This is a genomic window from Pseudomonas vlassakiae (genome assembly GCF_014269035.2).
In the GTDB taxonomy this organism is placed as follows: Bacteria; Pseudomonadota; Gammaproteobacteria; order Pseudomonadales; family Pseudomonadaceae; genus Aquipseudomonas; species Aquipseudomonas vlassakiae.
Window position 1 is genome coordinate 117869 of the sequence record NZ_JABWRP020000013.1, and the last position, 15267, is coordinate 133135.

Annotated in this window: 7 protein-coding genes; 3 read left to right on the forward strand and 4 right to left on the reverse strand. The window is 62.8% G+C overall.

The features are described 5' to 3' along the window. Nucleotide 1 precedes the first annotated feature (1 nt). Entirely contained in the window at nt 2-1375 is a 1374-nt protein-coding gene (locus HU738_RS17690; RefSeq protein WP_186603698.1) for a TolC family outer membrane protein, read from the reverse strand. A 468-nt stretch (nt 1376-1843) separates the two neighbouring features. On the opposite strand from HU738_RS17690, the gene HU738_RS17695 reads away from it, so the two are divergent. Further along, nucleotides 1844-8986, forward strand: coding sequence for a retention module-containing protein (locus tag HU738_RS17695; protein ID WP_217871484.1), 7143 nt, complete (start codon nt 1844-1846; stop codon nt 8984-8986). Between the two features lie 125 nt (nt 8987-9111). Here the strand turns inward: HU738_RS17695 and HU738_RS17700 are convergent, their stop codons facing one another. Further along, a complete protein-coding gene (locus tag HU738_RS17700; RefSeq protein ID WP_186604449.1) occupies nt 9112-9477 on the reverse strand; it encodes a YbaN family protein in 366 nt (121 codons plus the stop codon). Nucleotides 9478-9484: 7 nt separating this feature from the next. Continuing rightward, nucleotides 9485-10072, reverse strand: a complete 588-nt coding sequence (locus HU738_RS17705; RefSeq protein ID WP_054886969.1) for a YecA/YgfB family protein — start codon at nt 10070-10072, stop codon at nt 9485-9487. Nucleotides 10073-10318: 246 nt separating this feature from the next. On the opposite strand from HU738_RS17705, the gene recQ reads away from it, so the two are divergent. Both recQ and HU738_RS17715 read left to right on the forward strand, forming a co-directional pair. Continuing rightward, the gene (gene recQ, locus HU738_RS17710; protein WP_186604451.1) at nt 10319-12463 is read left to right on the forward strand and encodes a DNA helicase RecQ; all 2145 of its coding nucleotides are present in this window, start codon (nt 10319-10321) and stop codon (nt 12461-12463) included. Nucleotides 12464-12601: 138 nt separating this feature from the next. Next, complete coding sequence (locus tag HU738_RS17715) at nt 12602-13039, forward strand: MarR family transcriptional regulator (protein WP_054886967.1); 438 nt, start codon at nt 12602-12604, stop codon at nt 13037-13039. Between the two features lie 30 nt (nt 13040-13069). Here the strand turns inward: HU738_RS17715 and HU738_RS17720 are convergent, their stop codons facing one another. Continuing rightward, nucleotides 13070-15256, reverse strand: coding sequence for a patatin-like phospholipase family protein (locus HU738_RS17720; RefSeq protein ID WP_186604453.1), 2187 nt, complete (start codon nt 15254-15256; stop codon nt 13070-13072). Between the last annotated feature and the right edge of the window lie 11 nt (nt 15257-15267).

Genomic DNA, 15267 nt, shown 5'->3' on the forward strand with positions numbered 1-15267 from the left:
CTCAGCGCATGTCGGGCAATCTGGCTTCGGTCCGGACGTCGTTGTTGGCGATAGCCTCTGGTGGTAACGAAATGCGTTGTTTGCTGAGCAGTTCCCCCATGGTCGCCAGTACCCGGTACATCGAATACTCTTCGGTATAACGCACTTCGGTGTAACGGCGGTTGGCGTTGTACAGCTCGTTTTCGCTGTCGAGCACGTCGAGCAGGGTGCGCTGGCCCAGGCCGAACTGGTCCTGATAGGCGGCGCGCACGCGCTGAGTGGTCTCGGCGTATTCGCGTGCGGTCGGGGTCTGCTTGCGGGCATTGTTCATCGCGTTCCAGGACAACCTGAGGTTTTCCGTCAGCTCGCGCAGGGCATTGTTGCGGATGTCCAGGGCCTGGTTGATCTTGTGCGCGTCAGATTGCAGCCGGGCTTTGTCACTGCCGCCACGGAACAGGTTGTAACTGAGCTCGACGCCGGCCTGCCAGTCGTTGTTGCTGTGGCCTCGCTCGCCGCCGATGTTGTTGTTGGCACCGGTGGCCAGCACCGCGTCCAGACGCGGGTAGAACGGCGACTTGGCCACTTCGTATTGCTGTTCCGCGGCATTGACGTCGGCCTGGGCCGACTTCAGGTAAGGGTTGTTCTGGCGCATGGCTTCGCGTGCTTCGTCCAGCGTGCCTGGCACATCAACCTTGATCGAGCGTGGCCCTTCCAGTTCGTCTGGCACTCGGCCGACCACACTGAAGAAGTTGGCTTCGGCATCGGCGAGGTCGACTTCGGCGGTGTCCAGGTTGTTTTCTGCCAGGGCGCGACGGGCGCGAGACTGGTCGAGGTCGGCGGTGCTGCCGACACCCCGTTCGCTGCGCAGGCCGATCTGGTCGTTGACGCGCAAGTGCGCCTGCAGGTTGTTCTTGGCCAGGTCCACAAGCTCCCGGCGCTTGAGCACTTCCAGGTACACCTCCACGGTACGCAGGGCGACATCCTGGGCGATGGCCTGGGTGTAGTAGGCGCGAGAGGTCGCCACCGCCTCGGTGCGGCCTACTTCATTGGCGGTGTTGAAACCGTCGAAGATCATTTGCCGCAGGCGCAGTTCCGACTGTGTGTAGTTGAGGGTTTCCTTGTCGTGGTTGGTCGTGCCGTCCGGGTTGATACCACGGGTGTTGAGGTTGTCCGAGCGCTGACGCCCGTAACCTGCCACCAGATCCACGGTCGGGTAATAACCACCGCGGGCGAATTTGACATCCTCATCGGCCGAAAGCTTGCTGTTGCGATTGGAGCTGATCTGCGGGTGGTAATCCACGGCACTCTGGATGGCTTCGTTGAGGGACATCGCCTCGACGTTCGTGCATGCCATGACTACCAACATTGCGCTGGCGAGGGGGGTTAAAACGCGCATGGGGCTACTTCTCCCTGGTCACAAAAATTTCCTGCTTTTCGCCAAAAAAATGACGAAATTTATTATCCAAACCGTTTCATGTTTGTAACAACTGAGCTAAGAACATTTGACGCGCGATCTAAGAAGATTTTTTCATAATGGCTATGCGAAAAAAAACTTATGCGGTCTATGGAAAGCAAGACATTGTTTCATCCAAGTGAATTCGCGAGTCGTTACAGAGCGCGAGTTACAAGCACTGCAGCAAGTTCCATATTTTTTGCAGCTAAGGACGAAGAAGGGTTAGGTGAAAGCAGTATTTGGCGACAAAAAATTGGCATGGATTGATGGCCAACTTACATTATTACTATCGCCAAAGTAGTGCCTGAGCGTACGAGTCTTACAGTCGAGCGGTTTCGTACCTCATGCCCGCACCTGCCTGCGCAATGTCATTGGCTGATGTAGCCCACCAGTAAGGGGAGGCGTGCGCTCATGGCTAAGTATGTCGGTGTGGTCAGCAAGGTGATTGGCCAGGTATTCGCAGTCGCCAGCGATGGAAGTCGGCGCCCTTTGATCGAAGGTGACCGCCTGTTCGTGGGCGAGCAGCTGGAGACGGGGGCTGCTGGGGCCGTGGCGGTGCGCCTGCAGAACGGTGCCGAGTTGACCCTGGGCCGCGAAAGCAGCCTGGAGATGACGTCGGACCTGCTTGCCAACCGGGCGCCCCATGCACCGGCCCACGACGTAGCGCCGAGCGACGCACAATTGAGTGATGTGGAGCGTATCCAGCAGGCGATTGCCGCAGGCGACGACCCGACCCAGAGCGCCGAGGCGACCGCCGCCGGCTCAGGCAGCCCTAGTGTCTCCGGGGCGCTGGGAGGTGGTCACAGTTTCGTCATACTTGATGAAGTCGGCGCCCGTGTCGATCCCGTGGTGGGCTTCCCGACGGCAGGTTTCAATGGTTTTCCCGAACTTGCCAACCGCGAAGTAGGCGGCCTCGACCCCAGCAATGGCAGTACGCTCAACGGTAGGCCTGGGGCAGGTGACAACGGCAATGGCGGCACGGGACCTGCGGAGCCGACCATCCCGTCAGTAGACGAAAATCATCCTGTCACCTTGCTGGGCCTGAACATCGACCCGGGTGAACTGAGCCTGAACGAGGCGAATCTGCCACTGGGTTCTGCCAGTGATGCGGTGGCACTGACCCAACAGGGCCGCTTTACCGTGGTGGCGCAGGATGGCGTGTTCAATCTCAGTGTCGGTGGCATCAATGTGGTGACGGGCGGTGTGGTGACAGGCGTTGGACAGTCGATCACCACCGGGCTAGGAAACATCCTGACGATTACTGGCTACAACCCTGACACTGGCGAGGTCAGTTACAGCTATACGCTCACTGCATCCGGACAACATATCGAAAACGATGGGGCCAAGTCGTTGACCGAGCATTTGCAGGTGCTCGTCAGTGACCGTGACGGTGATGTCGCCCAAGGCTCGCTCGATGTGATCATCCATGATGATGCGCCGCAAGCTTTCGATGATGGCAACCCTGTGACGGCAACCGAACAGCACGTCGAGCTGACCGGTAACGTGCTGAGCAACGATATCCAGGGCGCTGACCGCGTGGCGGGTGGCCCGGTGATCGCCGGTACTTACACCGGCACCTACGGCACATTGGTCCTGGCCGCAGACGGTTCCTACACCTACACGCTCAACCCTAACGCCCCGGACTTCAAGAATCTGGGCGGTGGCGGCGAGGGTGTGGAGCATTTCACCTACACCATCAAGGACGCTGACGGCGACACCAGCACGGCGACCCTGACGCTCAACATCAGCAACCTCAACGACCCGGTGACCCTCAACGGCCTGGACGTGCAGAACGGCGAGCTGAGCGTCTACGAGAAGAACCTGAGCGACGGCACCTCGCCGGATGCGAATGCATTGACCCAGCAAGGTACCTTCAAGGTCACTGCACCGGATGGCCTGCAAAGCTTGAGCGTGGGCGGCATCGCCGTGGTCACGGGCGGCGTGGCCGTCGGCTTCCCGCAATCGGTGGTCACACCGCAAGGCAACACCCTGACCATCACCGGTTACAACCCCAGTACCGGGGTGGTGAGCTACAGCTACACCCTGACCGACAACGGCAACCACCCAGACGGTGCCGGTACCAACAGCATCAGCGAACACTTCGACGTGGTCGCCAAGGATGTCGATGGCAGCACCGCCACCGGCAGCCTGGACGTCAACATCGTCGATGACGTGCCGCAGGCGAGCGCGGATACCACCAGCGTGGTTGAAGGCGGGACAGCCACAGGCAATGTCTTGTGGAATGACAAACTGGGTGCGGACCAGGCGGGCACCGGCACTGTCGTGGTCGGTGCGCGTGCCGGCTCCGATACGTCGACATCGGCCATCGGCAATCTCAATGCCGCGATCGTGGGCCAGTACGGCACCTTGACCATTGATACGGCGGGTAATGCGGTCTATCACGCCAACCCGAATGTGGTGCTGCCGCAAGGCGCCAGCGACGTTTTCGTCTACACCATTCGCGACACTGACGGTGACGAGAGCACCACGACCATCACGATCAATGTGCAGGACTGCTCGCTCGTTGCCGGCCCCGTGGGCGGGGTAACGGTCCACGAGAGCGCTCTGGATACCCATCAGGATGGCGGTGACCTGGCGGCAGGTAGCGTCACCGGCAGCGACCCGGACTCGGCTCGTGAAACCGCTTCCGGCAGCTTGGCAGGCTCTGCCAGCGGCGGTGTCGGTGCGTTGACCTACAGCCTGGTGAGCGATGCCACGGGCCTGTACGGCCAGCTTCACCTGAACGCCGACGGCACCTACACCTACACCCTGACCTCGCCGGCCAACTCGCCGACCCACGCCAACGACGGCCCCAACACTGTCACCGAAACCTTCACTTATCAGCTGAAAGACGCGGTCGGCAATTCGACCACCAGCACCCTTGTCATCACCATCGTCGACGATGTGCCGCAAGCCCACAGCGATTACACCAGTGTGTACAAGGGCGACGTAGTGCGCGGCAATGTGATGTACAACGATGTGGTCGGTGCGGATGTGCGCACTGATGGCAACTATGTGGTCGGTGTGCGCGCTGGCAGCGACACCTCCACCTCGGCCATCGGCCAGCTGAACACCCAGGTGAATGGCCAGTACGGCTACCTGACCCTCGATGAAAAGGGCAATGCGGTTTACCACTCCAACCCGGACGTGGTGTCGCCGCGCGATGCCGTTGACACCTTCGTCTACACCATTCGGGATGCCGACGGCGATGAAAGCACCACGACGATCACCATCAACGTCCACAATTCGCTGATGGCCTGCGAGGACCGTGATGTCACGGTGTACGAAAACGCCCTGGACCTGCACAAGGACGGCAACGACCTGGCCGCCGGCAGTGTCACCGGCAGCGACCCGGACTCGAGCCGCGAAACCGCCTCCGGCACCCTGGTCGGCTCTGCCAGCGGCGGTGTCGGTGCGTTGACCTACAGCCTGGTGGGCGATGCCACGGGCCAGTACGGCCAGCTTCACCTGAACGCCGACGGCACCTACACCTACACCCTGACCTCGCCGGCCAACTCGCCGACCCACGCCAACGACGGCCCCAACACTGTCACCGAAACCTTCACTTATCAGGTGAAAGACGCGGTCGGCAATTCGACCACCAGCACCCTTGTCATCACCATCGTCGACGATGTGCCGCAAGCCCACAGCGATTACACCAGTGTGTACAAGGGCGACGTAGTGCGCGGCAATGTGATGTACAACGATGTGGTCGGTGCGGATGTGCGCACTGATGGCAACTATGTGGTCGGTGTGCGCGCTGGCAGCGACACCTCCACCTCGGCCATCGGCCAGCTGAACACCCAGGTGAATGGCCAGTACGGCTACCTGACCCTCGATGAAAAGGGCAATGCGGTTTACCACTCCAACCCGGACGTGGTGTCGCCGCGCGATGCCGTTGACACCTTCGTCTACACCATTCGCGATGCCGACGGTGACGAAAGCACCACGACGGTCACCATCAACGTGCATGACCCGCGTATCGAAGTGTGCATGGACGGTGGCGTCACGGTGTTCGAAAAAGCGCTGGACTTGAGCAAGGACGGCAGCGATCTCGCCGCAGGTACCGTTACCGGCAGCAACCCGACATCGTCCCTCGAAACCGCGTCTGGCAGCTTGGTCGGCCTGGCCAGTGGTGGTTTGGGCGCGTTGTCCTACAGCCTGGTCAGTAATGCTGTCGGGCAGTACGGCCAGCTTCATCTCAATGCCGACGGCAGCTACACCTATACCCTGACGTCTCCGGCCAACTCACCGACCCATGCCAACGACGGCGCCAACACCGTGACGGAGTCCTTTACCTATCAGGTCCAGGACGCCTATGGCCATTCGGCCACCAGCACCATCGTCATCTCCATCGTCGACGACGTGCCCCAAGCCCATTGCGATTTCGTGAGCGTGTACAAGGGTGACGAGGTGCGCGGCAATGTGATGTACAACGACGTGGTCGGGGCCGATGTGCGCAGCGATGGCAACTATGTGGTTGGCGTGCGTGCCGGTAACGACACCAGTACCTCGGCCATCGGCCAGCTGAACACCCAGGTCAATGGCCAGTATGGCTACCTGACCCTCGATGAAAAGGGCAATGCGGTCTACCACTCCAACCCGGACGTGGTCTCGCCACGGGATGCGGTCGACACCTTCGTCTACACCCTGCGCGATGCCGACGGTGACGAAAGCACCACGACGATCACCATCAACGTGCACGATGCCACCCTCGTGGCCTGCGGGGACCGTGATGTCACGGTGTACGAGAAAGCCCTCGACCTGCACAAGGATGGCAACGACCTGGCTGCGGGCACCACCGTTGGCAGCGATCCGACGTCGACCGGCGAAACCGCATCCGGCTCGCTGGTTGGGTCGGTTTCCGGTGGCGTGGGGGCGCTGACGTACAGCCTGGTGGGCAATGCTGTCGGCCAGTACGGGCAGATCAGCGTCAACCCTGACGGCAGCTACACCTACACGCTGACTTCACCCGCCAATACCCCGGGTGCCGGTTCGGCGGTCGAAAACTTCACCTACAAGGCCACCGACGCGCTGGGCCACAGCGTCACCAGCAACATCGCCATCACCATTGTCGACGATGTGCCCAATGCGATCTGCGCCGAACGCAGCATCACACCGGGCAAGCTGGATTCCAACATCCTGTTGGTGATCGATGTGTCCGGCAGCATGGATTGTGCTTCAGGCATACCCGGCCTGACCCGCCTGGACGCGGCCAAACACGCCATCGCTGCGCTGCTCGACAAGTACGACGGCATGGGCGACATCAAGGTGCAGATCGTCACCTTCAGCGGTGGGGCGCAGATCCAGTCGGCGGAGTGGGTCAGCATCGAGGCCGCCAAGTCGATCGTCAGCGGCTTGCAGGCTGGCGGTTCGACCTACTACGACAGCGCGGCTACGGCTGCCCAGACGGCCTTTGCCCAGAATGGCAAGCTGGCGGGTGCACAGAATGTCAGCTACTTCTTCTCCGATGGCGAGCCCAGCTCCGGGCATGCCATGACCGCGTCCCGCGAAACCAGCTGGGAGACGTTCCTCGACAGCAATGGCATCAAATCCTACGCCATTGGCCTGGGCCAGGACGTCAACGCGGGCAACCTGAACCCGTTGGCCTATGACGGCAGCAGCCATACCGACACCAACGCGGTGATCGTCAACGACTTCAACCAACTTTATGGCGTGCTGTCGGGCACCGTACAGGGTTCGCCGATTACCGGCAGCCTGCTCAGCGATGGCACCTTCGGCGCCGATGGCGGCTTCATCAAGGCCCTGCTGGTGGACGGCACCACCTACACCTATGACCCGAAAGCCAACGCGGGGCAGGGCAGTTACCTGGCCAGCGGTGGCGCCGACAACGCCAGCTTCGACACCACGGGCAACACCCTCACCATCAAGACCAGCCTGGGCGGCAGCCTGCTGGTGAACATGCATACTGGCGAGTTCACCTATACGCCACCCAATGGCAATGACAGCAGCCCGCCCGAGCGTATCGGCTTCATGGTCAGCGACAATGACGGTGATACCAGCAGTGCTGACCTGCTGATCATGATCAATGGCAACCATGCACCGGTGGCGGTGGCCGACCATGTCATTACCAACATCACCGGTTCCAGCATCACCTTGCCGTCCGAAGTGCTGCTGGCCAATGACAGTGATCCGGACAACGACCACTTGAACGCGGCGCCGATCACCGTCAACACCCACTTTGCCGACAAGGGAGCCGGCTTCACCCTCGGCAATGGCGTGCCTGCCATCACCTTCGATGGCCAGGGCAATACGCTCGACAACCAGTTCAAGGCCCTGGACCGCAGTGCCTTCACCACTGCCGCCGGCAGCATGACCGCGGCGCTCGTGGTGTTCGGCTACCTCGGCAACATCAGCAGCAGCAACGCAAATGGCGAGGACGTGATCACCGTCAGCCTGCGCAAGGGCGAGACCCTGCAGTTGGACCATGATCGCCCGGACGGTAACCTGAGCCTGGAGTGGAAGGATGCCAGTGGCAGCTACCAGCCCATCGCCGATGGCGGCAGCTTCACTGCCAGCCATGACGGGGTGTACAGCATCCATGTGGTCAATCAGGCCAACCCGTCGGACTACAGCAAGGCCGCCGAAAACTACAAGCTGAGCCTGGTGGTCGACTACAGCAATGCCGTGAACGAAGTGCATCAGGCCAGCTATACGGTCAGCGATGGCCATGGCGGCAGTGCTATTGGCGCGGTGGATATCACCTACCACGCCGGCACTACCCTGAATGGCACGGCAGGCAATGATGTATTGATGGCAAGCAACGTCGACACGCTCCTCGATGGCAGTGACGGCCATGATGTGCTGGTAGGCGGTTCGGGCAATGACACCCTGCACGGCGGCACTGGCAATGACCTGTTGATCGGCGGCCTTGGCAACGACCTGCTCGATGGCGGGGCGGGCAACGACACCGCCAGTTATGCCTCGGCCACCGGAGGGGTGACGGTCGACCTGAGCCATATTGGCCCGCAGGATACCGGTGCCGCTGGTATCGATACCTTGACCGGCATCGAGAACCTGATCGGCTCCGACTACAACGACACCCTGATCGGTGATGCCGGCGACAACCTGCTCAACGGTGGCCTGGGCAATGATGTGCTCAAGGGCGGCGATGGCAATGACCTCCTCATCGGCGGGCCAGGCGACGACATCATGACCGGAGGCAACGGCAACGACGCCTTCGTCTGGCAGAAGGGCGACACTGGGCATGACACGGTGACCGACTTCACCCCGGGCAGCGACCACCTGGACCTGTCGCAACTGCTGCAGGGTGAGAATGCCACGGCGGCCTCGCTGGATGACTACCTGCACTTCAAGGTCAGCGGCAGCGGTACAAACGTGGTCTCGACCATCGAAGTGAGCAGTGTGGCAGGGGCGGCGCCGACCCAGACCATCGACCTGGCGGGGGTCGACCTGGCCCAGCATTACGGGGTGACTGCGGGGGCGGGCGGCGTGATTTCGGCAGGGCAGGATACTGCGACCATCATCAACGGAATGATCAATGATCATTCGTTGAAGGTGGATACCGTGTAATTGCTGCCCTCCATGGCCTGTGCCGGCCTCTTCGCGGCTAAAGCCGCTCCCAGAGGGGCCATGCTGCCTGAGGGCTGCAGGAGCGACTTTAGCCGCGAAGAGGCCGGCACAGGCGATAGCAGGGCTCAGCCCGGCCGACGCAAGGTCTTTTGCTTGAGGATATACAGGCTCACCAGTACCGCACTGGTGAGCATGAACGCCCTGGCCCAGAACAGCGGCACCAGGTAGCAGGACAGAGCGATGCTCGCCCACATCAGGCCGATGGCGTAGACCTTGCCCTTGAGCGGTATGCCTTCGCCGCTCAGGTAGTCACGGATCCACGGTCCCAGCTTGGGGTGGTTGACCAGCCAATCATGAAAGCGCGGCGAGCTGCGGGCGAAACAGGCCGCCGCCAGCAGCAGGAATGGGGTGGTGGGCAACACCGGCAGGAAGATCCCCAGCACCCCCAGCGCAACACTGAGCCAGCCGATGGCCAGCAGCAGGTAGCGCACGGCCGACTCAGTGGTGGCGTGGCTTGAGCAGCGCCGGCTTTTCGTCTGGAGCGTGCAGCAGCAGGAACAGCGCGCTCAGCGCTTCCGGGATTTGCACGATCATGTCGTCCTGCAGGTTGGCATTGCTGGCGATGTCGGCGAACTCAGGCTGTTCGTCGAACAGACCGGAACCGACCATGATCGGCAGCAGCATCTCGCTGACTTCTTCCTCGGCGTCCTCGAACCAGGCCTCTTCGCGCAGGAACACGCCCTCCATGAAGCCGATGCACCAGCCACGCAGGTCGGAATCGTCCGGCTCGTCGGTCAGGTCCAGGTCGCAGGGCAGGTCGAATTCCTCGTCGCTGGCCAGCTGGCGGGCGATGTGGCCTTTGAGGGCCACCAGCGTCGCTTCGATCTCGGTGCGCTGGGCATCGCTGGCGTAATGGGGCTCTTCGGCAAACAGCGCGTCGATCCATTCACGCTCGGGGACGTCCTCGGAGCAGATCGACAGCGCGGTCAGGTAGCCGTGTGCGGCGACGTAGTCCAGCGCTTCTTCGTGCAGCTCATCGGCGTCGAGGAAGGCTTGCAGGCGGGTCAGTTGCTCGGCGAAGGACATTACAGGGCTACCTTGGGGAATAAACGATAGTGAATTCTAGCACCTTGCGGCGGCAGCGGGGCAAAGGGAACGTCTGTCACCGGGCATCCTGTGCGGGCCGTCACTACGGTATACTCCGCCGTTTTTCATCCAGGACCGGGTTTTCTCCGGCCATCTGGCAAAAGCCGCTTACGCTTTTGGCGTGTGCGGAGCGGGTTTATCGTCCAGCCTGTGTCCAGGATGGTACGGCGATTTGTGGAGTTGCACATGCTCGAACAGGCTCAGCGCGTTCTCAAGGATATCTTCGGTTACGACAGTTTCCGTGGGCGCCAGGCAGCGATCATCGAATGCGTGGCCAATGGCGGCGATGCCTTGGTGCTGATGCCTACCGGCGGCGGCAAGTCCCTGTGCTTCCAGGTGCCTGGCTTGTTGCGCCCGGGCCTGACGGTGGTGGTGTCGCCGCTGATCGCGCTGATGGACGACCAGGTCGCCACCCTCGACGAACTCGGTGTCGCCGCCGCAGCGCTCAACTCCACCCTGAGCCCGGAGCAGCAGCGTGATCTGGCCGGGCGCCTGCGCCGTGGCGAAGTGAAGATGCTCTACCTGGCGCCGGAGCGCCTGGTGCAGCCGCGCATGCTGGACTTCCTGCGCGGCCTCGACATTGCGCTGTTCGCCATCGATGAAGCCCACTGCGTCTCGCAATGGGGCCATGACTTCCGCCCGGAGTACCTGCAGCTCGGGCAACTGGCCGAACTGTTCCCCCATGTGCCGCGCATCGCCCTGACCGCCACCGCCGACATGCGGACCCGCGAGGAGATCGTCCAGCGCCTGCACCTGCAGGGCGCCGAACGCTTCCTGTCGAGCTTCGACCGGCCGAACATCTTCTACCGCATCGTGCCCAAGGAGGCGCCACGCAAGCAGTTGATGGCCTTCCTCGGCGAGCGGCGTGGCAACGCCGGCATCGTCTACTGCCTGTCGCGCAAGAAGGTCGATGAAACCGCAGCGTTCCTCTGTGAGCAGGGGTTCCCGGCGTTGCCCTACCACGCCGGCCTTGCCGCCGAGACGCGCGCCGCCAACCAGCATCGCTTCCTCAACGAGGAAGGGCTGATCATGGTCGCCACCATTGCCTTCGGCATGGGTATCGACAAGCCCAACGTACGCTTTGTTGCCCACCTCGACTTGCCCAAGTCGCTCGAGGCCTATTACCAGGAAACCGGCCGCGCCGGCCGCGACGGCTTGCCATCGGATGCCTGGATGGCCTACGGCCTGCAGGACATGGTGATGCTCAAGCAGATGCTGCAGAACTCCGAGGGTGACGAGCGCCACAAGCGCATCGAGCAGCACAAGCTCGACGCCATGCTGGCCCTGTGCGAAGAAACCCGCTGCCGCCGCCAGGCACTGCTTGCCTATTTCGACGAAACCCTCGAACAACCCTGTGGCCACTGCGACAACTGCGTCGACCAGATCCAGACCTGGGACGCCACCGAGCCGGCCCGCCAGGCGTTGTCGGCCGTGTTCCGCACTGGCCAGCGCTACGGCGTTGGCCATCTGGTCGATGTGCTGCTGGGCAAGGACACCGAGAAAGTACGCAACTTCGGCCATGAGAAGCTTTCGGTGTTCGGGGTCGGCAAGGGCCTGGCCGAAGCCGAATGGCGTTCGTTGTTCCGTCAGCTGGTGGCACGCGGCCTGGTCGACATCGACCTGGAAGGCTACGGTGGCTTGCGCCTGTCCGACAGCTGCCGGCCGCTGCTGCGCGGCGAGGTTAACCTGCAGCTGCGCCGCGACCTCAAGCCACAGACCGTGGCCAAGACGTCGACCAGCGGCGGCAGCCCGGCCAGCCAGCTGGTGCGCACCGAGGAGCGCGAACTGTGGGAGGCGCTGCGCACCCTGCGGCGCAAGCTGGCCGAAGAGCACAGCGTGCCACCCTACGTCATCTTCCCCGATTCCACCCTGCTGGAAATGCTCCGCAGCCAGCCGACCAGCCTCAGCGACATGGCACAGGTCAGCGGCGTCGGTGCGCGCAAGCTGGAGCGCTATGGCCAGGCCTTCCTCGAAGTGCTCAACGGCGCGGGTGGCACCGAGGAGGCGCCGAAGGTGGTGCTCGACCTGCGCCACGAACTGGTCAGCCTGGCCCGCGCCGGCATGACCCCGGCGCAGATCGCCGGGCAGCTCAACTGCAGCGAGAAAAATGTCTACAGCCTGCTGGCCGAGGCCCTGGGCCGCCAGGAGCTGAGCCTGGAGCAGGCGCTGGACTTGCCGGAAGACCTGATGATGGAGGTGCAGGACGCCTTCCTCGACGGCGAGGGCGAGCTGCCGCCGGTATCGGCGATTGCCCCGTTGTTCGGCGCACGGGTGCCGGAAGGCGTGCTGTACTGCGTGCGTGCGGCATTGGCAGCGGAGTTCGAGCTTTGAAGGGCGGCATTTCCGTCAACTGCTGATGTTTGTCATCCTTTTTGACGATTATCAGACGTTTCCGCGGCGGCCAGCCTTGCCTGATGCCCCGGAGCATGGTTAGCTGACTAATAATTAGTTCTAGTCTATGAGTTGCCTATGCCCCTGACCGACAACCAACACCGCTTCGGCATGCAGCTGGCGCAGATGTCCCGCGGCTGGCGTGCCGAGCTGGACCGCCGCCTGGCCGGGCTCAACCTGTCCCAGGCACGCTGGCTGGTGTTGTTGCACCTCGCTCGCTTCGAACAAGCGCCCACCCAGCGTGAGCTGGCGCAGAGCGTGGGCGTCGAAGGCCCGACCCTGGCGCGGCTGCTCGACAGCCTGGAAAGCCAGGGGCTGGTGCGTCGCCAGGCGGTGCTGGAGGACCGGCGGGCGAAGAAGATCCTGCTGTGCCCACCGGCCAAACCGCTGATCGAGCAGATCGAGACCATCGCCAATGCCCTGCGCCTGGAGCTGTTCACGGGCGTCGATGAGGCCGATCTTGAAGTGTGCATGCGGGTGCATGCCAAGATCCTCGCCAACCTGGAAAAATCCTGACTCCCGAGGGGCCGCAAGGCGGCCCCCGTTCTAGAAGGTATGCCCCAGGTTCAGGTACACCGCCTGCTCGTTCGCCGTGTTGGCCCCATAACTCAAGTTCAATGGCCCCAACGGCGTCTCCAGCCCCAGGAAGATGCTCGCGGCATTGATGTAGCCACTGTCGAATTCGTTGTCGTTGTTCCACACCCGCCCACGTTCCAGCGAGCCGCCGATATACAGCGGGAAGTCCAGCGGCAGATAGGCCCGCGGAGTCAGGCGCCGGTAGTACACCATCCGCAGCAGGCTCACGTTCTGCCCTGACACCGAGTCCTGGCGGAAGCCGGAGAGTTCCCTCGCGCCGCCCATCACGAAGCTTGAGGTCACCACCTCGGTAGCGTCCAGCGTACGCCCATAGCGGCCACCCAGCACAAAGGTGTTCGGGCCAATGCTGAATGCCTTGTCCAGGTTCAGCAGCCACTGGCGGTAGTCCTCGTCCGAATCCAGTGACTTGTCATACTTTCGCACGGTCAGGCCGATGTCCTCACCGTTGTGCGGGAAGTACACGTTGTCGAGGGTGTCGAACGAGTATTTCAGCTCGTAAAAGCCTTCGTTGAAGCTGACCGAGGGCAGGTCCTGATCGCCGATACGCACTTCGGCCTCGCCCCAGGCCTTGCCGACACCCAGGCGCACTTCGCCGGAGGTGCCGATCTGGCGGCCCACATTGAGGCCGAAACCGTAGCGCTCGAGCCGGTACTCGGCAATCGGGTCGTTGTCCAGGCTCGCTTCGATGTTCTGCGAGCCAAGGTCCAGGTAAGGCGCGACGAAGTAGCGCGAGCCTACGTCCAGCGGCTGGTAGAACTCACTGTAAAGTTCCTGTTGGTCGCCGATCTGGGCGCGTGTCAGCCACTCCGCGCCCAAGCGGTTGATGCCGTTCATGCGGTAGCTGGCGCCGAGGTTGAAGGCACTGTCACCGCGCAGGTCGTCGGACAGGTTCAGGCCCAGGCGCAGGTAGTCGGTGCCGCCGCGCTTGCCGCGGGCATTGATCACCAGGGTGTTGTCATCGCCCTTGTGTACCACGCGGTATTGCACCCGGTCGAAGTAGTCCAGGCCATACAGGGTGCCCATGTCGGTCTGCAGACGGCCCAGCGCCAGCGGCTCGCCGATGGGCTGGCGGATGTAGTAGCGGATCACGTCATCGCTGACTTTCGAGTCGTTCTCTATCCTGATCGCAGTGATCACCGGTGTGCGCTGGCCCGGTGAGCGGGCCACGGCCAGGCTGGCGTCATGCTCCGGTTGGCGCAACGCGGCCAGGCGCGTGTCGAGCAGGCGAGTCGCGCGGTAGCCGGCGTCGATCATGTCGTGGGCACGGCCGAAATCGGTGACGCCGAAGGCCGCCAGCTGCGGCTGTATGAGGATGTCGTCGCGGTGCAGGCTGGCCAGCTGCTCCTCGGAGTTGCGCCGGGTCATGAGGGTGATCGACTGGTTGAGCACGTCGACCACCGTGGCCAGTTGCTTGCGGTCACGCAGCGGGGTGCCGATGTCGACCACGATGGCCAGGTCGACGCCCATTTCCCGGGCCACGTCGAGCGGGATGTTGTCGACCATGCCGCCGTCCACCAGCAGGCGACCGTCGAGTTCGACCGGGGCGAATACCGCCGGGATCGACATGCTGGCGCGAATCACCTGCGGCAGGTGGCCACGGCTGAACACCACCTTTTCGCCGCTGGCGATGTCGGTGGCCACGGCGCGAAAGGGGATTGGCAGCTTGTCGAAATCGCGGGTGTCGGCAGTGTGGGCCAGCTTGCTTTCCAGCAGCAGCGCCAGGTTCTGGCCCTGGATCACCCCCAGCGGCAGGCCGAGGCTGCCGTCGTCACGAAAACTCAGCTTCTGCTTGACCAGGAAGTCACGGTCATCCTGCTTGCGCCGGAACGGCACGTCCCTGCGCGGTGGCGCATCGGACAGCGCCTGTTGCCAGTCCAGCGTGGTGGCGAGTTTCTCCAGTTCCTCGACGCTGTAGCCGGAGGCGTACAGCCCGCCCACCACCGCGCCCATACTGGTGCCGGCGATGGCGTCGATGCGCACGCCCTGTTCCTCCAGTGCCTTGAGCACGCCAATATGAGCCAGGCCACGGGCCGCGCCGCCAGACAGCACCAGGCCGACCTTGGGGCGGGCGGGCTCGGCGGCGAATACGGTGAGGGTGGTGAGCGTCAGCAAAAAGCAGAGCAGCAGGCGGCGCATCGTGAGTCTCA

Coding starts and splice junctions, on each gene's coding strand:
- HU738_RS17690 (WP_186603698.1), bottom strand. CDS start 1,375: ATGCGCGTTTTAACCCCCCTCGCCAGCGCAATGTTGGTAGTCATGGCA.
- HU738_RS17695 (WP_217871484.1), top strand. CDS start 1,844: ATGGCTAAGTATGTCGGTGTGGTCAGCAAGGTGATTGGCCAGGTATTC.
- HU738_RS17705 (WP_054886969.1), bottom strand. CDS start 10,072: ATGTCCTTCGCCGAGCAACTGACCCGCCTGCAAGCCTTCCTCGACGCC.
- recQ (WP_186604451.1), top strand. CDS start 10,319: ATGCTCGAACAGGCTCAGCGCGTTCTCAAGGATATCTTCGGTTACGAC.
- HU738_RS17715 (WP_054886967.1), top strand. CDS start 12,602: ATGCCCCTGACCGACAACCAACACCGCTTCGGCATGCAGCTGGCGCAG.
- HU738_RS17720 (WP_186604453.1), bottom strand. CDS start 15,256: ATGCGCCGCCTGCTGCTCTGCTTTTTGCTGACGCTCACCACCCTCACC.